Below are 17,304 nucleotides of genomic sequence, written 5' to 3'. Positions count from 1 at the left end.
ACTGTCCTTTCAGTCCTGATGCGGCGTTTCTTGGGGGGAGGCCGGGGCGGTGTCAAGCACGCCCGGCCCGGCCAGGGGGCGCGCCTCGATCACCACGAAGGCCTGCGCCCAGGGATGGTCGTCGGTCAGCGTGACATGCACCACCGCCTCGTGCCCGGGCGGGGTCATCGCCGCCAGCCGCTCCGCCGCCCAGCCGGTCAGTTCCATCACCGGCTGGCCGCTGGCGATGTTGCGCACCGCCATGTCCTTCCAGGAGATGCCCATGGCCAGCCCGGTGCCGAGCGCCTTGGAACAGGCCTCCTTGGCGGCCCACCGCTTGGCATAGGTGCCCGCCACATCGGCGCGGCGCTCCGCCTTGGCGCGCTCGGTCTGGGTGAAGACGCGGGTCTTGAACCGGTCGCCGAACCGCTCCAGCGTGCCGGCGATCCGCTCGATATTGGCCAGGTCGGTCCCGATGCCCAGGATCATGACCGCTCGGCCGCGACACGGCGCGCGGCCGCGCCGAACAGCAGGTAGCCGACGATCAGCAGGGTCGCGCCATAGATCGCCACGGTCGACAGCAGCGACATCCAGAGCCCCGGCGGCAGCCCGGTCAGCCGCCCCCCGGCCACCACGACGCCGAACAGCCCCAGCATCGTGAAGGTCGCGGCGCCCCAAAGCGCCATCAGGACCGCGATGCGCCGCAGCAGCGCCTCGCCCGGGGCGCCCCCGTCGCGGCGGCCGCAGAGCGTGCCCTCGATCCCCACGGCGCCGACGATGGCCAGGATGCCCGCCGCGGATTGCGGCAGGCCGAATCCCGCCGCCGCATGCAGGGCGCCATTCGCGCTTGCGACGACGACGGTCAGGCCGATCAAAGACAGGGTGAAACGCAGGGGCCGGAAGCTGTAGCCCGTCTCCGCCGCCCCGCTCATCCGCGCGCCCCGTCCATCAGGCGCCGCATCTCGCGAATGGCGCCGTCGAGCCCGGCAAACACCGCCTCGCCGATCAGGAAATGGCCGATATTCAGTTCGCGCATCTCGGCAATGGCCGCCACCGGCGTCACCGTTTCATAGGTCAGCCCGTGCCCGGCATGCACCTCGAGCCCCAGCCCATGGGCAAGGGCGGCCATCTCGCGCAGACGGTCCAGCTCGGCATCGCGTTCGGCAAGGCGGCCCTCGGCATGCGCGTCGCAATAGCCTCCGGTATGCAGCTCCACCACCGCGGCGCCGATCCGGGCCGAGGCCTCGATCTGCGCCCTGTCTGCGGCGATGAACATCGACACGCGCGATCCCGCCGCGCGCAGCGGCGCGATATACGCCGCCAGCCGCGCCTCGTCCCCCGCCACGTCCAGGCCGCCCTCGGTCGTGCGCTCCTCGCGCCGCTCGGGCACGACGCAGACGGCATGGGGGCGGATGCGCAGGGCGATGGCCTGCATCTCGGCAGTGGCCGCCATTTCGAAATTCAGCGGCACGGACAGGTCCGCCGCCAGCCTCTCGATATCCGCGTCGCGGATATGGCGCCGGTCCTCGCGCAGATGCGCGGTGATGCCGTCGGCCCCGGCCGCCTCGGCCAGCTTCGCCGCGCGGACCGGGTCGGGAACCGCCCCGCCCCGGGCATTGCGGATGGTGGCCACGTGATCGATATTCACCCCGAGGCGCAGACGCTCTGTGGCCATGCTGGCTTCCCCTTTTCCTGCTGTCCTGCGGGTAGCGCGGCGGACGGGCCGGAGGCAAGCGCGAAGGGCTGCGCCGCCCCTTCCCGCCCCATCAGTGTCACTTTACCATCGCGCCCGAACGGATCTTCAGCCGCGCCTGCAGCTTCTGCTGCAAGAGCCGCGCGCGCCGCCGCTGATAGGCGTCGATCAGGCGATGGGCCAGGGCATAGCCCGCCACCGACACGACAAGGCCGTTGATCGCGCCCCCCAGCAGATAGGGCAGGAAGATGTCGCGGTTGAACTGGGCCAGGCCGTGCCAATGCGCCTCGGTGCCGTTGAACACCGACATCATGTTCCACCACATGTCGCCGCTGGCGCGCTTGAAGGCCAGCATCATCGCATTGAAATGCACGGTCGCATGCTGGCCCAGGACCAGGTTGCCGGTATACATCCCAGCCGCGGCAATGAAGGGAAAGGACACCGGATTTCCCACGAAAGTGGCGAAGATCGATGCCACGACATTGCCGCGCACCATCCAGGCGAAGACCCCGGCCAGGATGAAATGCAGCCCGAAAAACGGCGAGAAGCTGACGAAGATGCCCGCCGCCGTGCCGCGCGCGATCCGGTGCGGCGGATCGGGCAGGCGCTTGAGGCGGTGATACATGTAGTTGATCGCCCGGCCCCAGCCTCCGGGCGGATAAATCGCCTCGACGATGACCCGACCGGTCCCGCGTTTATCCCGGCGCTTGAACACCAGCCTTCACCCTACGCCCCGGCTGCCGGTCGACCCGGCCCGCCTCGTTCAACCGCCCCCGCGCCGCGCGCCGGGGGCTCAGCCCCCATCCGCGGATTCCCGGGTCCTGCGGACTTCCGCCACGTTCGTATCCGCCTCCAGCGCGGTCATGACCCGGTGCAGATGCTCCACGGTGGAGACCTCGACTTCGAGCATGGCGCGGTAAAAATCCGGTTTGCGGTCGCAGAATTCCACGTTCGATATGTTGGCTTTCTGCTCGCCGATCAAGGTGCAGACACGCCCCAGCACGCCGGCATCATTCGACATGGTGATTTCCAGAGACACCCCGAAGGCGGCAGAGTGGCGGCCGGGCTGCCAGTGCAGGTCGATCCAGCGGTCCATCTGGTCCTCGTAATCCGCAAGCCGCGGACAGTCGATCGCATGGACCATCACCCCCGTGCCCGGCTGGGTGATGCCGACGATGCGTTCGCCCGGCACCGGCTGGCAGCAGGTGCCGCGAACCCAGCTCTGGCCTTCCTCCAGCCCCAGGACCGCGCGGCGCATCTCCACCAGCTCGCCCTCGGCCTCGGCCAGTTCGGGATAGACGGCGGTGACCACGGCGCGGGCGCTGATCTCGCCCGAGCCCAGCCGCGACAGTAGTTCCTCGTGATCGCTGCCCAGCCCGAGGCTGCGCGCGGCGGTCATCAGGGTCTTCTCCGTGGCCTTCTTGTCGACATTGGCGAAGGCACCGCGCACCAGTTCGCGGCCCAGCTTGATGAACCGGTCGCGTTGCGCCTCGCGCAGGGCCCGCCGGATCGCCGACTTCGCCTTGCCGGTCACGGCGATGTCGATCCAGGTGGCCTGCGGGCTCTGTCCCTCGGCGGTGATGATCTCCACCGACTGGCCATTGCGCAGACGGGTCCAGAGCGGCACGCGCGACCCGTCGACCCGCGCCCCGACGCAGGCCAGCCCGATGCGGGTATGGATGGCGAAGGCGAAATCCAGCGGCGTCGCCCCCTTGGGCAGCTTGATGACCTCGCCCTTGGGCGTGAAGCAGAACACCTTGTCGGCATACATTTCCAGCTTCACGGTCTCGAAGAAATCGGCGACATCCGTGCCGGCCTCGAAATATTCCGCGAGGCCGCTGACCCAGGCGCCGGGATCCACCGAATAGGGGTTCTCCATCGGCTCGCCATCCTTGTAGGACCAATGCGCCGCGACGCCGCGTTCGGCGACCTCGTGCATCTCGCGGGTGCGGATCTGCACCTCGACGCGCTTGCCGTCGCGCCCCAGCAGGGTCGTATGCAGGCTGCGATAGCCGTTCACCTTGGGCTCGGAAATGTAGTCCTTGAAGCGCCCCGGCACGGCACGCCACCGGCGATGGATGGCGCCGAGCGCGTGGTAGCAATCCATCCGCGTCTCGGTGATGACACGAAACCCGAAAATGTCGGAAAGGCGGTTGAAGGTCTCCTCGCTGTCGCGCTGGCCCATCTTGCGCCAGATCGAATAGGGGCGCTTGGCGCGGCCGTAGACGGTGGCCGGGATGCCCTCGTTCGTCATCTCGTGGGAGATGTCGTAGCGGATGCGTTCCACCTCGTCGACGGCGGTCCCGCGCAGCCGCGCCATCCGGCGCAGAACGGAGCGGCGCGCATCCGGGTTCAGGACCTGGAAGGACAGATCCTCCAGCTCGTCGCGCATCCACTGCATCCCCATGCGCCCGGCCAGCGGCGCATAGATATCCATGGTCTCGCGCGCCTTCTTGACCTGCTTCTCGGAGGGCAGCGACTTGATGGTGCGCATGTTGTGCAGCCGGTCGAACAGCTTGACCAGGATCACCCGCAGGTCCTTCGACATCGCGACGAACAGCTTGCGGAAATTCTCCGCCTGCTTGGTCTCTGTCGAGTTCAGCTGGAAATTGGTGAGCTTGGTGACCCCGTCGACCAGATCGGCGATCTCGGCCCCGAAGAGCCGCACGATATCGTCGCGGGTGGCCGTGGTGTCCTCGACGGTGTCGTGCAGAAGCGCGGTGATCAGCGTGGCATCGTCCAGCTTCTGCTCGGCCAGCAGGGCAGAGACGGCAACGGGATGCACGAAATAGGCTTCGCCCGAACGCCGGAACTGGCCCTCATGGGCCTGCCGCGCATAGGCATAGGCGGCGTGCAGCCGGGCGGTGTCGGAGCACGGATTGTAGGCCAGGACCCGCGCGACGAGATCCTCGACCGGGATCAGGGGCTCGTGACGCGCGGGGGCCGAAGTGACGGAGTTATCGCTCAGACTGGGCTTCCATCAATGCGCGAAGGAGTTTCTCGTCGGTCATCTCGTCGTCATCGGGCTTGTCGTTCTCGACGCCCATGAGCAGCGACATCGCGTCATCCTCGGGCTCGTCGACCTCGATCTGGGTCTGGTGACTGGAGATCATCCGCTCGCGCAGTTCGGCGGCGCCCTGGGTTTCCTCCGCGATCTCGCGCAGCGACACGACGGGGTTCTTGTCGTTGTCACGCTCCACGGTCAGCGGCGATCCGCTGCTGAGCTCCCGCGCGCGATGGGCCGCAAGCATCACCAGTTCGAACCTGTTCGGCACCTTGTCTACGCAGTCCTCGACAGTGACTCGAGCCATGTGATTCGTCCTCGATCCTTGGTTAGGGAAGGCCGCCTTATAATCAGGAAGGCCGCGGATCACAAGACCGACGCCGCACGCGCAAACGTGACCGCAGCGGCAGACCTGCGCCCGGGTCGTCCCCCCCCTGCTCCGCGGGACCGTTAAGATTCACCAAAAATTAACGATTTGGTGCAAGACATCGCAACCAGTAGGCAATTTCCTGCTGGGCAGGATACCCCCTCTGGACTATCTTCTTCCAGACGAGGTATTTTCCATGATCCTCGGACAATGCGGCGACAAGTCAAATCCGGTTGCGGCAAGCTTGCAGATCATTAAGTTTGCGGCGTTGGCTTGGCGCCACCAGCAATGGCCCGGGCGACACATTTGGGAAGGGACTTAAATGTTTTACCGAGACGAACGGCTTGCGCTGTTCATTGACGGGTCGAATCTGTACGCCGCCGCCAAAGCGCTGGGATTTGACATCGACTACAAGCTGCTGAGGCAGGAATTCATGCGCCGCGGCAAGCTCCTGCGCGCCTTCTATTATACCGCACTTCTGGAAAACGACGAATATTCGCCGATCCGCCCGCTGGTTGACTGGTTGCATTACAACGGCTTCACGATGGTGACGAAGGCCGCCAAGGAATATATCGACAGCCAGGGACGCCGTAAGGTCAAGGGCAACATGGATATCGAACTTACCGTCGATGCCCTGGAACTTGCCCCGCATGTGGACCATGTCGTGCTGTTCTCCGGCGACGGTGATTTCAAGCCGCTGATCGAGGCCCTGCAACGCAAGGGAAAGCGCGTGTCGGTGGTGTCGACCATCCGGTCGCAACCGCCGATGATCTCCGACGAACTGCGCCGCCAGGCCGACAATTTCATCGAGCTGGACGAATTGCGCGAAGTGATCGGCCGTCCCCCGCGCGAGCCGCGCAATACCGACAACGATGCCCTGGCCGAGAATTCCGACGCCTGACACGCCCCGGTCGCGGGCTGGTGACAAGCCCGCGGTCCCGCCCTATATTCCGGCCACCGATGACCTGGACAAGTGACCGGATTTCCCCATGCAGACCCCACCTCTCACCCTGTATCTGGCCGCACCGCGCGGATTCTGCGCAGGGGTGGACCGTGCCATCAAGATCGTCGAGCAGGCGCTGGAGAAATGGGGCGCCCCCGTCTATGTGCGCCACGAGATCGTGCATAACCGGCACGTTGTCGACGACCTGCGCGCCAAGGGCGCCGTCTTCGTCGAGGAAGTGTCCGAATGCCCCGCCGACCGGCCCGTCATCTTCTCGGCGCACGGCGTTCCGAAATCCGTCCCCGCCGAGGCCCGCGACCGGCAGATGGTCTATGTCGACGCCACATGCCCGCTGGTCAGCAAGGTCCATATCGAGGCCGAGCGCCATGCCGAGGCCGGGCTTCAGATCATCATGATCGGCCATGAGGGCCATCCCGAGACGATCGGCACGATGGGACAGCTGCCCGAGGGTGAGGTGCTACTGGTTCAGACGGTGGCCGATGTCGCCGCGGTGACGCCCCGCGATCCGGAACGGCTGGCCTTCGTCACCCAGACGACGCTGTCGGTGGATGATACCGTCGATATCGTCGCGGCCCTGCGCGCGCGGTTCCCCGCGATCATCGGGCCGCACAAGGAAGACATCTGCTACGCCACAACCAACCGCCAGGAAGCGGTCAAGAGCGTGGCGCCCAAGGTCGATGCCGTGCTGGTGGTGGGCGCGCCCAATTCGTCCAATTCGCGGCGGCTCGTCGATGTCGCCCGCCGCGCGGGCTGCAGCTATTCGCAGCTGGTCGAACATGCGGGCCAGATCGACTGGCGCGCGCTGGAAGGTGCTCGCGCGGTGGGCATCACCGCCGGGGCCTCGGCCCCCGAAGTTCTGGTCAACGAGGTGGTGGAGGCCTTCCGCGCCCGCTATGACGTGACCGTGGACCTGGTGGAGACCGCCGTGGAGCGGGTCGAATTCAAGGTCCCGCGGATCCTGCGCGAAACCGCCTGACCCCGCCCCGGCCGGTGCGGCCCGCGCCAAGAAGAAGACCAGACAGACCATGCCCGACCTCTTTGCCTATACCGACGGCGCCTGCAGCGGAAATCCCGGCCCGGGCGGCTGGGGCGCCATCCTCGTCGCGCGCGAGGGCGACGCCGTCCTGCGGGAGCGCGAACTCAATGGCGGCGAGGCGAACACCACCAACAACCGCATGGAACTGCTGGCCGCGATCTCGGCCCTGGAGGCGCTGAGCCGCCCCAGCGCGCTGACGCTGGTGACCGACAGCGCCTATGTGAAGAACGGCATCACCCAGTGGATCGAAGGCTGGAAACGCAAGGGCTGGAAGACGGCCTCGAAGGCGCCGGTCAAGAATGTCGACCTGTGGCAGCGGCTGGACGCCGCGCGACAGCGCCATGACGTGACCTGGACCTGGGTCAAGGGCCATGCCGGGCATCCCGAGAACGACCGCGCGGACGAGCTGGCCCGCGCCGGGATGGCCCCGTTCAAACCCTGAGCCGCGGCGGCCCTCAGAGGCCCTGCCGCCGCCGCCGCCGCATCCCCCAGAGCCTGCGGTTGCGGGCCCGGACCTGGCTGCGGGTTTTCCACCAGCCCTGCTTGCGGCCCGTGGCCTGCCGGATCTCGTCCGCGCCGGGTTCGGAACAGATCACGCTTTCGCGCTGACGCTGGCGGACGATCGGCACGGACAGGCAGTAGCCGCCGCCGAAAATCGCCAGGTCGGAACGCAGCCAGTTATCCACCGTCCCCATCACCAGCCAGCCGCGCAGCAGGAAGTCCAGCGCGCCACGGCGCGACCACATCACCCCGTGCAGCGTGAGCGGAAAGTCGTAGCAGCGCAGCAGATGCTGTTCCGCGACGCCGGCCAGCGGCCGCATCGGGGCGGTGTGGATCTCCGGCTTGTGGGGCAGCTTGCCCAGGTTGATCAGCCGCCATCCCGGGCAGGCCCCGGCCTCCAGCGCGTCGACCAGGCTGTGCAGCGTTTCGCGGAATTCCGGCTGCAGGACGCAATCATCCTCGAAAACCAGCCCATAGCGCGCGCCGCTTTTCAGGAAGGCCCGGGCCGCGCGCAGATGCGACATGTAGCAGCCCAGCTCGCCCCCGGTCAGGTGACGGCCGAACCACAGGTAATTCAGCGGGGGAATGTATAAGGGCAGGAAACGCGCCCATGAGCGCCCGCGTCCGTCGATCCCGGGACAGCGGCTGAAGTCGAGCCCCGCGGCCGCCATCTGGCCCGCCGCATGGCTCATTCTATCGGTGGAGTCATCAAGATTGATGACCTGCGTGAAGACCTTGCCCATCCGTTTGCCCTGCCTGCCAGACCCGAGTCGGAGCTAGCAGGCAGGCGCATTCCTGCGCAAGGCGGAGGATCACTCCTCCGCGTCGGCCTTCTCGCTGACTTCCTCGCCGGTGGCCTGGTCGACCATCTTCATCGCCAGACGCACCTTGCCGCGATCGTCGAAGCCCAGGAGCTTGACCCAGACTTCCTGGCCCTCTTTCAGCACGTCGGAAGGATGGTTCAGGCGGCGGTTCTCGATCTGGCTGACATGCACCAGGCCGTCGCGCTTGCCGAAGAAGTTCACGAAGGCGCCGAAATCGACGATCTTCACGACCTTGCCCTTGTAGACCTTGCCTTCCTCCGGCTCCGCCACGATCGAGTAGATCATGTCATAGGCCTTCTGGATGGCCTCGCCATTGGCCGAGGCGATCTTGATCACGCCGTCGTCGTTGATGTCGACCTTGGCGCCGGAGGTTTCCACGATCTCGCGGATCACCTTGCCGCCCGAGCCGATCACTTCGCGGATCTTGTCGGTCGGGATCTGCATGGTCTCGATGCGCGGGGCATGGGCCGAGAATTCCTGGCGGCCGGCCGACAGCGCCTTGTTCATCTCGCCCAGGATGTGCATCCGGCCGTCCTTCGCCTGCGCGAGGGCCTGCTCCATGATCTCCGGGGTGATGCCCGCGACCTTGATGTCCATCTGCAGCGAGGTGATGCCCTCGGCAGTGCCCGCAACCTTGAAGTCCATGTCGCCGAGGTGGTCCTCGTCGCCCAGGATGTCGGTCAGGACGGCGAACTGGCCATCATCTTCCAGGATCAGGCCCATGGCGACACCGGCCACCGGGGCTTTCAGCGGAACGCCCGCATCCATCATCGACAGCGAGCCGCCGCAGACGGAGGCCATCGAGGAGGAGCCGTTCGATTCGGTGATCTCCGACACGACGCGGATCGTGTAGGGGAAATCCGTCGCCGCCGGCAGGACCGCCTGCAGCGCGCGCCAGGCCAGCTTGCCATGGCCGATCTCGCGGCGGCCCGGAGACCCGACGCGGCCCACTTCGCCGACCGAATAGGGCGGGAAGTTGTAGTGCAGCAGGAAGTTCGAGCGCGAATTGCCGTGCAGCGCGTCGATGATCTGCTCGTCCTCGCCGGTGCCCAGCGTGGTCACGACCAGGCCCTGGGTCTCGCCGCGGGTGAACAGCGCCGAGCCATGGGTGCGCGGCAGGATGCCGACTTCCGACACGATCGGACGGACGGTGGCGCGGTCGCGGCCGTCGATCCGGGCGCCGCCGGCGATGATGTCGCCGCGCAGGATCGCCGATTCCAGCTTCTTGAAGGCGGAGCCGAGATTGGCATCGGCCAGCTGCTCTTCGCTCAGCTGCGCCTTGATCGCGTCGCGGGCGGCGGAGATCGCGGTGGTGCGCTCCTGCTTGTCCTTGATCGCGAAGGCGGCGCGCATCTGGGTCTCGCCCGCGGCCTTCACGGCGGCGTAGAGATCCGCATAATCCGGCGCCTGGAAGTCGAAGGGCTCCTTCGCGGCGTCCTCGGCCAGCGAGATGATCGCGTCGATCACCGGCTGCATGGCGTCATGGCCGAATTTCACCGCGCCCAGCATCTCGGCTTCCGACAGCTCGTAGGCCTCGGACTCGACCATCATCACGGCCTTCTTGGTGCCCGCAACGACCAGGTCCAGCCGCTGGTCCGGCTTGGTGCGCAGGGCGTTCATGTCGTCCACGGCCGGGTTCAGCACGTATTCGCCATCGACGAAGCCGACGCGCGCCGCGCCCACCGGACCCATGAAGGGCACGCCCGAAATGGTCAGCGCCGCCGAAGCCGCGATCATCGCCACGACATCGGGATCATTGACCAGGTCATGGCTCAGCACGGTGCACATCACGAGCACTTCGTGCTTGAAGCCGGGGACGAAGAGCGGGCGCATCGGACGGTCGATCAGCCGCGCGGTCAGGGTCTCCTTCTCGGAGGGCCGCGCCTCCCGCTTGAAGAACCCGCCGGGGATCTTGCCCGCTGCGTAGTATTTTTCCTGGTAGTGCACGGTCAGGGGGAAGAAGTCCTGCCCCTCTTTCGCGGCCTTGGCGAAGGTCACGTTCGCCATGACGCTGGTCTCGCCCAGCGTGGCGATCACGGTGCCGTCCGCCTGGCGGGCGACCTTGCCCGTTTCCAGCGTGAGCGTCTCATCGCCCCACTGGATCGATTTCTTCACTTCATTGAACATCGGCTATCCTGTCTGGAACCCATGGGCCCTCCCATCGATCCCGTTGCATATGGCGGCCCCATTGCCGCCGACCCCTGTCATCTTTCCACGACGCCGGGGACGTTGCGTCACGTCTCAGATTGCGCCGCAATACAGCACAACGGCCCTGCCGGAAAGCCCAAAGGTGTTAACGCGCCCGGCCCGGCAAGGGCCTGCCGGACAGCAGACGGCGCCCGGCGGAGGAACCGCGGGCGCCGTTGCAGGCGGGACCGGCAGGGTCCCGCGAAACCTGTCGCTGCCTCAGATGCAGGCAGCGTTGCGGAAGACGTGCTCGACCAGCTTCTCGCGGCGCAGGCCGCGCGCGGCAAGCTCTTCGTCGGTCATGCGCTGGAGCTTCTCCAGCTCCTTGAAGCGCGGATTGGCTTCAGCCATCCAGACCAGGCCGCGACCGAAGGCGGCGAAGGCGTTTGCGAGGCCCGCGAGAAAGCCGGGGCGGTGAGAAATCGTCGCTGCGTGTGCCATTTGGAACTCCGTGAGTTTGCAACTATCGGGGTTCCTCCCTTGGCACCCAACCTAGGCCAGCCTGCGCCGGGCAACCACCCACAAGCCGGCAGTGCCGCATTGCAGCAAGTGCATGGGAGAAATTATCTATCGTCCCGCTTCGCGGTCGGCGCGCATTGCTGCGCCGCCCCCGGAATGCATGTTTTCCCGCCCCCGATCGCCATCCTGCCCAAGCAACGGGCAGATCCGTCCGCAGGGTCGCGATTTCCGCGTCCTTCGCGGGCCGGCCCTTTTCCGGCACGCGCCGATATGTCTATACTTATTAAGCCAAGGACAGGAACGGGACGGCGCAATGCGAACACTCTGGACGAATGCCCGCGTGATCACGGCAGCATCCGACGATGCGACCCCGCAGGATCTGGAGATCCTGACCGAAGCGGGCCGCGTGCTGGAGGTCGGGACCGGGCTCGACCGCACCGGCGCCGAGATCGCCGATTGCGGCGGCGCGCTGCTGACGCCGGGGCTGGTCGACTGCCACACCCATCTGGTCCATGGCGGCGACCGCGCCCGCGAATGGGAAATGCGGCTGGACGGCGCGGGATACGAAGACATCGCCCGGGCCGGAGGCGGCATCGCCTCCACCATGCGCGCGACGCGGGCGATGACGGTGGAGGATCTGGTCGAAACCGCCCTCCCCCGGCTGGACCACCTGCTGGCCGAGGGCGTCTGCACGGTCGAGATCAAGTCCGGATACGGATTGGAAATCGGGGCGGAGCTGAACATGCTGCGCGCCGCGCGGCGCCTGGCCGCGCTGCGTCCGGTGCGTGTGATCACAAGCTGGCTGGCCGCCCATGCCCTGCCCCCCGATTACAAGGGCCGCGGGTCCGACTATATCCGCGAGGTCGCGATCCCGGGGCTGGACCAGGCCCATGCCGAGGGGCTGGTGGATGCCGTCGATGGCTTCTGCGAGGGCATCGCCTTCTCGGTGGCGGAACTGGAACCGCTCTTTGCCCGCGCGGCGGAACTGGGACTGCCGGTCAAGCTTCATGCCGAGCAGCTGAGCCATCAGGGCGGCACGGCCTTCGCCGCCGGACACGGCGCGCTGTCGGTGGATCATCTGGAATACGCCACCCCCGGGGACGCGGCCGCCATGGCGGCGGCGGGATCGGTCGCGGTGCTGCTGCCCGGCGCCTTTTACATGCTGCGCGAGACGCAGGTGCCCCCCGTCGACGCCTTCCGCGCGGCGGGCGTGCCCATGGCGCTGGCCACCGACTGCAATCCCGGCACCTCGCCCGTCACCTCGATCCTGATGACCATGAACATGGGCGCGACGCTGTACAGGTTGACGGTGCGCGAATGCCTTGCCGCCACCACCCGCCATGCCGCCGCGGCGCTGGGACTCGGCACGGAGACAGGTGTGATCACAAAAGGCGCCTCGGCGGATTTCGCGTTGTGGCACGCCGAAAGCGCCGCGCAGATCATCAACCGCATCGGCTTCAACCCGCTCAAGGCGCGGGTCTTCAAGGGAGACTTCGTCTGATGCCCGTCACGCTCACCCCCGGCCATGTCGACCTGGCCACGCTTGCCGAGATTTACTGGCAGGGCAGTCCCGCGACCCTGGACCCCGCCGCGATGCCCGCGATCGAGGCCGCCGCCGCCCGCATCGCCGCCGTCGCGGCGGGCGCCGAGGCCGTCTATGGCGTCAATACCGGCTTCGGGAAACTCGCCTCGATCCGCATCGCCGCGGAGGATGTCGAGACGCTGCAGCGCAACCTGATCCTGTCGCATTGCTGCGGCGTCGGCGCGCCGCTGGAGACCGGGATCGTCCGGCTGATCCTGGTGCTGAAGCTGATGTCGCTGGGGCGCGGCGCCTCGGGCGTGCGCCCCGCGCTGATCCGGCTGATCGAGGGGATGCTGGCCGCGGGGATCATGCCGGTGATCCCGGAAAAGGGGTCGGTCGGCGCCTCGGGCGACCTCGCGCCGCTGGCGCATATGGCCGCCGTGATGATCGGCGAGGGCGAGGCCTTCCTCGAAGGCCAGCGGCTGTCCGGCGCCGAGGCGCTGGCCCGCGCCGGACTGGACCCGGTGATCCTGACCGCCAAGGAGGGGCTGGCGCTGATCAACGGCACGCAGGTCTCGACCGCGCTGGCGCTGGCCGGGCTGTTCCGCGCCGACCGGGCGCTGCAGGCGGCCGTGATCACGGGCGCGCTGTCCACCGATGCGGCGATGGGATCGACCGCCCCCACCCGTGCCGAGATCCATGCGCTGCGCGGCCACCGGGGACAGATCGACGTGGCGGCATCCCTGCGCGCGCTGCTGGAGGGCTCGCAGATCCGCGAGAGCCATCGCGAGGATGACGAGCGCGTGCAGGACCCCTATTGCCTGCGCTGCCATCCGCAGGTGACCGGCGCCTGCCTGGACCTGCTGCGGCAGGTCTCGGTCACGCTGCAGATCGAGGCGAATGCCGCCACCGACAACCCGCTGGTGCTGTCGGACGGCTCGGTCGTCTCGGGCGGCAATTTCCATGCCGAGCCGGTCGCCTTCGCCGCCGACCAGATGGCGCTGGCCATTGCCGAGATCGGCGCCATCGCCCAGCGGCGCATCGCGCTTCTGGTCGATCCGGCGCTGAATTACGGGCTGCCGGGCTTCCTGACCCCTGCGCCGGGGCTGAATTCGGGCCTGATGATCGCCGAGGTCACCACCGCCGCGCTGATGAGCGAGAACAAGCAGCTGGCCCATCCGGCAAGCGTCGATTCCACGCCGACCTCCGCCAATCAGGAAGACCATGTGTCGATGGCCTGCCACGGCGCGCGCAGGCTGCTGCAGATGACCGCGAACCTCAACTACATCCTCGGCGTCGAGGCCCTGACCGGGGCGCAGGGGATCGGGTTCCGCGCGCCGCTGGACACTTCCGCGCCGCTGGCCGCGGTGATCGCCGCGATCCGCGGCGAGATCTCCGCCCTGGCCGAGGACCGCTACATGGCCCCCGACCTCGAAGCCGCCGCCCGCCTGATCGCCGAAGGCCGCCTGGCCGCCGCGGCGGGCCTGCCCCTGCCCTCCGCCTTCTGACGGGCCCCACAGACCGCGCCCCGGACCGGCGCCGAAAGGACAAGACATGACCATGACCCGCCACAATCACCGCGACATCTTCCCGCCCACCGGCACCGAGCTGACCGCCAAGTCCTGGCTGACCGAGGCGCCCCTGCGGATGCTGATGAACAACCTCCACCCGGATGTGGCCGAGAACCCGCATGAACTGGTCGTCTATGGCGGCATCGGCCGCGCGGCGCGCAGCTGGGAGGATTTCGACACCATCGTCGAGAGCCTGAAGGACCTCGAGGCCGACGAGACGCTGATCGTGCAGTCGGGCAAGCCGATCGCCATCATCCGCACCCATGCCGACGCGCCGCGCGTGCTGATCGCCAATTCCAACCTCGTGCCGGAATGGGCCACCTGGGAGCATTTCAACGAGCTCGATCGCAAGGGCCTGATGATGTACGGCCAGATGACGGCCGGATCGTGGATCTATATCGGCGCGCAGGGCATCGTTCAGGGCACTTACGAGACCTTCGCCGAGGCGGGCCGGCAGCATTACGGCGGCGACCTGACGGGAAAATGGATCCTGACCGGCGGGCTCGGCGGGATGGGCGGCGCTCAGCCGCTGGCCGCGGTGATGGCGGGCGCCTGCTGCCTGGCGGTGGAATGCGACGAGACCCGCGCCGATTTCCGCATCCGCACCCGCTATTGCGATGAAAAGACCCGCGACCTGGACGAGGCGCTGGCGATGATCGACCGCTGGACCAAGGCGGGCGAGGCGAAATCCGTCGCCCTGATCGGCAATGCGGCCGAGGTCTTCCCCGAGATCCTGCGCCGGATGCAGGCGGGCGAGGCCCTGCCCAACGGACGGCCGGACATCGTCACCGACCAGACCTCGGCGCATGATCCGTTCCGCGGCTACCTGCCCGCGGGCTGGTCCGTCGCCGAATGGCGCGCCCGGCAGGAATCCGAGCCCGAAGCCGTGGCCAGGGCGGCCAAGCAGTCGATGAAGCTGCATGTCGGGGCGATGGTCGGTTTCTGGAACGCGGGCGTGCCGACGCTGGATTACGGCAACAACATCAGGCAGATGGCCAGGGAAGAGGGGCTGGAGAACGCCTTCGCCTTCCCCGGCTTCGTGCCCGCCTATATCCGCCCGCTCTTCTGCAAGGGCATCGGCCCGTTCCGCTGGGCGGCGCTGTCGGGCGATCCGGAGGACATCTACAAGACCGACCAGGCGATGAAGGAGCTGTTCCCCGAGAATGAGGGGCTGCATCGCTGGCTGGACATGGCGCGCGAGCGCATCGCCTTCCAGGGGCTGCCCGCGCGGATCTGCTGGATCGGGCTGGGCGACCGCCACCGGGCGGGGCTGAAATTCAACGAGATGGTCGCCAGCGGAGAGCTGAAGGCGCCGGTGGTGATCGGCCGCGATCATCTGGATTCGGGCTCCGTGGCCTCCCCCAACCGCGAGACCGAGGCGATGCGCGACGGTTCGGACGCGGTGTCGGACTGGCCACTTCTGAACGCGCTGGTCAACACCGCCTCGGGGGCGACCTGGGTGTCGCTGCATCATGGCGGCGGCGTCGGCATGGGGTTCAGCCAGCATGCGGGCGTGGTGATCTGCGCCGATGGCACGCCGGAGGCCGCGAAACGGTTGGAACGCGTGCTGTGGAACGACCCGGCCTCGGGCGTTTGGCGCCATGCCGATGCGGGCTACCCGGAGGCGATCGACTGCGCCCGCGCCAACGGGCTGCGCCTGCCGCGGATCCTGGGATGACCGGCGGCTGGCAACCCTGGAAGAACGGCGGCGGGCGGACAAGGACGCTGGCCACCCATCCCGAGGGCGCCGGGATGGAGGATTTCGCCTGGCGCATCAGCCTTGCGGAGATTGCCGCCGCGGGTCCGTTTTCCGCCTTTGCCGGGGTGGAGCGGCTGTTCACCCCGGTCGCGGGCGACCCGGTGCGGCTGACCATCGACGGAGAAACGGTGCCGGCCGGGCCGGAGACTGCGCCGCTGCGCTTCGACGGGGCGGCAGAGGTGCACGCGGAACCGACCGGCGGGCCGCTGATCGTGCTGAACCTGATGTGCCGCGCGCCCTTCCGCGCCGAGGTCACGCGGGGGGCACCTCTGCCTGCGGGCGCGGTCTGGCAGGGGGTGCTGGATCCCGCGACGCTGGAACTGTCGCAGACCGGTAAAGGCCTGCGGATCGGGCTCTACGATCACAGCGGATCGAGCGGCACCGCCTCCAGCTGATCCTTCAGGATCCGCGCGCTGGCCGCCAGCGCGCGGGTCTCCGGCGGCGAAAGCGCGGGCACCAGATCGGCCAGCACGCCCTGCGCGCCGACCACCCGCGGCAGCGACAGCGGCACCTCCTGCACGCCGGCAATCTCGGGCGTCATCACTGAGACCGACTGCACCGTGCGGTCATCCTGCACCACGGCGGCGACCAGCCGGGCCAGCCCCGCGCCGATGCCGAACCAGGTGGCGCCCTTGCCCTCGATGATCCGGTAGGCGGCGCGGCGCACCGCCTCGTCGATGGCCGCGCGGTGGCTGTCCTGCAGCGGACGGCCCAGCTGCGCCGCCGCCGCCTCCAGGGTCAGCGATCCGACCCGGGCCGAGGACCAGGCCAGAACCTCGCTGTCGCCATGTTCGCCCAGCACATAGCCATGCACCGAGCGCGCCGAGACCCCCAGATGCCGCGCCAGCAGGTCGCGGAACCGCGCCGTGTCGAGGATCGTCCCCGAGCCGATCACCCGCCCCGGCGGCAGGCCGGTCAGGCGGCAGGCGATCCCGGTCATCACATCGACGGGGTTGGAGGCGACGATCAGCAGCGCCTCCGGCGCCGCCGCCAGCGCCTCGCCCAGAATGGCGCGGAACACCTCGGCATTGCGCGCCAGCAGGTCCAGCCGGCTTTCCCCCGGCTTCTGCGCCGCGCCGGCGGCCAGGATCACCAGCCCCGCCCCCGCCAGCGCGTCATAGCCGCCCGCCCGGATCACGGTGGCCGAACCGAAGGGCATGGCATGGGAGATATCCTCGGCATGGGCCGCGGCCAGCGCGGCGTCGCGGTCGATCAGCACGATCTCGCGCACCAGCCCGTCCAGGGCGATGGCATAGGCGGCGGTCGCGCCCACCGCTCCCGCCCCGATGATCCCGATCTTCATGGTCGTGTTCCTCCGCTGCGGATGACCCGCCAAGGATAGGTCCCGCCGCGGCGGTGGCGGCTGCGTCACGCGGGCGCGGGCCCGGCCTCGGCGCCGCAGAGGGCGGCGGCCGGTCCTGCCGGGTCGCGGGGGCAG

At 68.1% G+C, this 17,304-nt stretch carries 17 protein-coding genes; 7 read left to right on the top strand and 10 right to left on the bottom strand.

Going from position 1 to position 17,304, the window contains the following annotated elements:
- Nucleotides 1–9: 9 nt before the first annotated feature.
- The 6 genes from acpS to rpoZ form a co-directional block, all read right to left on the bottom strand.
- Nucleotides 10–468: a holo-ACP synthase gene (acpS, locus tag ICN82_RS15975; protein WP_193184603.1), complete on the bottom strand. Its 459-nt coding sequence runs from the start codon at nucleotides 466–468 to the stop codon at nucleotides 10–12.
- Entirely contained in the window at nucleotides 465–911 is a 447-nt protein-coding gene (locus ICN82_RS15970) for a hypothetical protein (protein ID WP_193184601.1), read from the bottom strand. The genes acpS and ICN82_RS15970 overlap by 4 nt, the downstream gene beginning before the upstream one ends.
- Complete coding sequence (locus ICN82_RS15965; protein WP_193184599.1) at nucleotides 908–1,654, bottom strand: pyridoxine 5'-phosphate synthase; 747 nt, start codon at nucleotides 1,652–1,654, stop codon at nucleotides 908–910. Before ICN82_RS15965 ends, ICN82_RS15970 begins: the two co-directional genes overlap by 4 nt.
- Before the next feature lie 97 nt (nucleotides 1,655–1,751).
- A complete protein-coding gene (locus tag ICN82_RS15960) occupies nucleotides 1,752–2,387 on the bottom strand; it encodes a DUF2062 domain-containing protein (protein ID WP_193184597.1) in 636 nt (211 codons plus the stop codon).
- Nucleotides 2,388–2,465: 78 nt separating this feature from the next.
- Nucleotides 2,466–4,595, bottom strand: coding sequence for a RelA/SpoT family protein (locus ICN82_RS15955; RefSeq protein WP_193184645.1), 2,130 nt, complete (start codon nucleotides 4,593–4,595; stop codon nucleotides 2,466–2,468).
- A 34-nt stretch (nucleotides 4,596–4,629) separates the two neighbouring features.
- The gene (gene rpoZ / locus ICN82_RS15950) at nucleotides 4,630–4,983 is read right to left on the bottom strand and encodes a DNA-directed RNA polymerase subunit omega (protein ID WP_193184595.1); all 354 of its coding nucleotides are present in this window, start codon (nucleotides 4,981–4,983) and stop codon (nucleotides 4,630–4,632) included.
- A gap of 382 nt (nucleotides 4,984–5,365) precedes the next feature.
- Here rpoZ and ICN82_RS15945 point away from each other — a divergent pair, with 382 nt between their 5' ends.
- The 3 genes from ICN82_RS15945 to rnhA all read left to right on the top strand — a co-directional run bounded on the left by ICN82_RS15945 (nucleotide 5,366) and on the right by rnhA (nucleotide 7,485).
- Nucleotides 5,366–5,944, top strand: a complete 579-nt coding sequence (locus tag ICN82_RS15945; RefSeq protein ID WP_193184593.1) for a LabA-like NYN domain-containing protein — start codon at nucleotides 5,366–5,368, stop codon at nucleotides 5,942–5,944.
- An 88-nt stretch (nucleotides 5,945–6,032) separates the two neighbouring features.
- Nucleotides 6,033–6,983, top strand: a complete 951-nt coding sequence (ispH, locus tag ICN82_RS15940; RefSeq protein ID WP_193184591.1) for a 4-hydroxy-3-methylbut-2-enyl diphosphate reductase — start codon at nucleotides 6,033–6,035, stop codon at nucleotides 6,981–6,983.
- A gap of 49 nt (nucleotides 6,984–7,032) precedes the next feature.
- Nucleotides 7,033–7,485: a ribonuclease HI gene (gene rnhA / locus ICN82_RS15935; protein ID WP_193184589.1), complete on the top strand. Its 453-nt coding sequence runs from the start codon at nucleotides 7,033–7,035 to the stop codon at nucleotides 7,483–7,485.
- Nucleotides 7,486–7,498: 13 nt separating this feature from the next.
- Here rnhA and ICN82_RS15930 read toward each other — a convergent pair whose 3' ends face one another.
- The 3 genes from ICN82_RS15930 to ICN82_RS15920 form a co-directional block, all read right to left on the bottom strand.
- Nucleotides 7,499–8,287, bottom strand: a complete 789-nt coding sequence (locus ICN82_RS15930; protein ID WP_193184587.1) for a glycosyltransferase family 25 protein — start codon at nucleotides 8,285–8,287, stop codon at nucleotides 7,499–7,501.
- Between the two features lie 69 nt (nucleotides 8,288–8,356).
- Nucleotides 8,357–10,495, bottom strand: a complete 2,139-nt coding sequence (gene pnp, locus ICN82_RS15925) for a polyribonucleotide nucleotidyltransferase (protein ID WP_193184585.1) — start codon at nucleotides 10,493–10,495, stop codon at nucleotides 8,357–8,359.
- Between the two features lie 279 nt (nucleotides 10,496–10,774).
- Nucleotides 10,775–10,996, bottom strand: a complete 222-nt coding sequence (locus ICN82_RS15920) for a DUF1127 domain-containing protein (RefSeq protein WP_226898535.1) — start codon at nucleotides 10,994–10,996, stop codon at nucleotides 10,775–10,777.
- A 331-nt stretch (nucleotides 10,997–11,327) separates the two neighbouring features.
- Here ICN82_RS15920 and hutI point away from each other — a divergent pair, with 331 nt between their 5' ends.
- From hutI to ICN82_RS15900, 4 genes are read left to right on the top strand one after another with little or no spacing between them, the layout of a single operon-like run.
- Nucleotides 11,328–12,515: an imidazolonepropionase gene (gene hutI, locus ICN82_RS15915; RefSeq protein WP_193184583.1), complete on the top strand. Its 1,188-nt coding sequence runs from the start codon at nucleotides 11,328–11,330 to the stop codon at nucleotides 12,513–12,515.
- Complete coding sequence (gene hutH / locus ICN82_RS15910; RefSeq protein WP_193184581.1) at nucleotides 12,515–14,044, top strand: histidine ammonia-lyase; 1,530 nt, start codon at nucleotides 12,515–12,517, stop codon at nucleotides 14,042–14,044. Before hutI ends, hutH begins: the two co-directional genes overlap by 1 nt.
- A gap of 46 nt (nucleotides 14,045–14,090) precedes the next feature.
- Entirely contained in the window at nucleotides 14,091–15,785 is a 1,695-nt protein-coding gene (hutU, locus tag ICN82_RS15905) for a urocanate hydratase (RefSeq protein WP_193184580.1), read from the top strand.
- Nucleotides 15,782–16,261 (top strand): HutD/Ves family protein, encoded by a 480-nt coding sequence (locus ICN82_RS15900; protein ID WP_193184579.1) that lies wholly within the window; start codon nucleotides 15,782–15,784, stop codon nucleotides 16,259–16,261. The genes hutU and ICN82_RS15900 overlap by 4 nt, the downstream gene beginning before the upstream one ends.
- Here ICN82_RS15900 and ICN82_RS15895 read toward each other — a convergent pair.
- Nucleotides 16,228–17,169 (bottom strand): L-lactate dehydrogenase, encoded by a 942-nt coding sequence (locus ICN82_RS15895; protein ID WP_193184578.1) that lies wholly within the window; start codon nucleotides 17,167–17,169, stop codon nucleotides 16,228–16,230. The genes ICN82_RS15900 and ICN82_RS15895 overlap by 34 nt on opposite strands.
- Nucleotides 17,170–17,304 lie beyond the last annotated feature (135 nt).

Origin of the sequence: Mangrovicoccus algicola (genome assembly GCF_014903745.1) — a bacterium.
Lineage (GTDB): Bacteria > Pseudomonadota > Alphaproteobacteria > Rhodobacterales > Rhodobacteraceae > Mangrovicoccus > Mangrovicoccus algicola.
This window is presented reverse-complemented; position numbering and strand designations above follow the sequence as displayed.

Coding starts and splice junctions, on each gene's coding strand:
- rpoZ (WP_193184595.1), bottom strand. CDS start 4,983: ATGGCTCGAGTCACTGTCGAGGACTGCGTAGACAAGGTGCCGAACAGG.
- ICN82_RS15945 (WP_193184593.1), top strand. CDS start 5,366: ATGTTTTACCGAGACGAACGGCTTGCGCTGTTCATTGACGGGTCGAAT.
- ICN82_RS15930 (WP_193184587.1), bottom strand. CDS start 8,287: ATGGGCAAGGTCTTCACGCAGGTCATCAATCTTGATGACTCCACCGAT.
- rnhA (WP_193184589.1), top strand. CDS start 7,033: ATGCCCGACCTCTTTGCCTATACCGACGGCGCCTGCAGCGGAAATCCC.
- pnp (WP_193184585.1), bottom strand. CDS start 10,495: ATGTTCAATGAAGTGAAGAAATCGATCCAGTGGGGCGATGAGACGCTC.
- ICN82_RS15920 (WP_226898535.1), bottom strand. CDS start 10,996: ATGGCACACGCAGCGACGATTTCTCACCGCCCCGGCTTTCTCGCGGGC.
- ICN82_RS15900 (WP_193184579.1), top strand. CDS start 15,782: ATGACCGGCGGCTGGCAACCCTGGAAGAACGGCGGCGGGCGGACAAGG.
- hutI (WP_193184583.1), top strand. CDS start 11,328: ATGCGAACACTCTGGACGAATGCCCGCGTGATCACGGCAGCATCCGAC.
- hutU (WP_193184580.1), top strand. CDS start 14,091: ATGACCATGACCCGCCACAATCACCGCGACATCTTCCCGCCCACCGGC.
- ICN82_RS15965 (WP_193184599.1), bottom strand. CDS start 1,654: ATGGCCACAGAGCGTCTGCGCCTCGGGGTGAATATCGATCACGTGGCC.
- ispH (WP_193184591.1), top strand. CDS start 6,033: ATGCAGACCCCACCTCTCACCCTGTATCTGGCCGCACCGCGCGGATTC.
- acpS (WP_193184603.1), bottom strand. CDS start 468: ATGATCCTGGGCATCGGGACCGACCTGGCCAATATCGAGCGGATCGCC.
- ICN82_RS15970 (WP_193184601.1), bottom strand. CDS start 911: ATGAGCGGGGCGGCGGAGACGGGCTACAGCTTCCGGCCCCTGCGTTTC.
- hutH (WP_193184581.1), top strand. CDS start 12,515: ATGCCCGTCACGCTCACCCCCGGCCATGTCGACCTGGCCACGCTTGCC.
- ICN82_RS15895 (WP_193184578.1), bottom strand. CDS start 17,169: ATGAAGATCGGGATCATCGGGGCGGGAGCGGTGGGCGCGACCGCCGCC.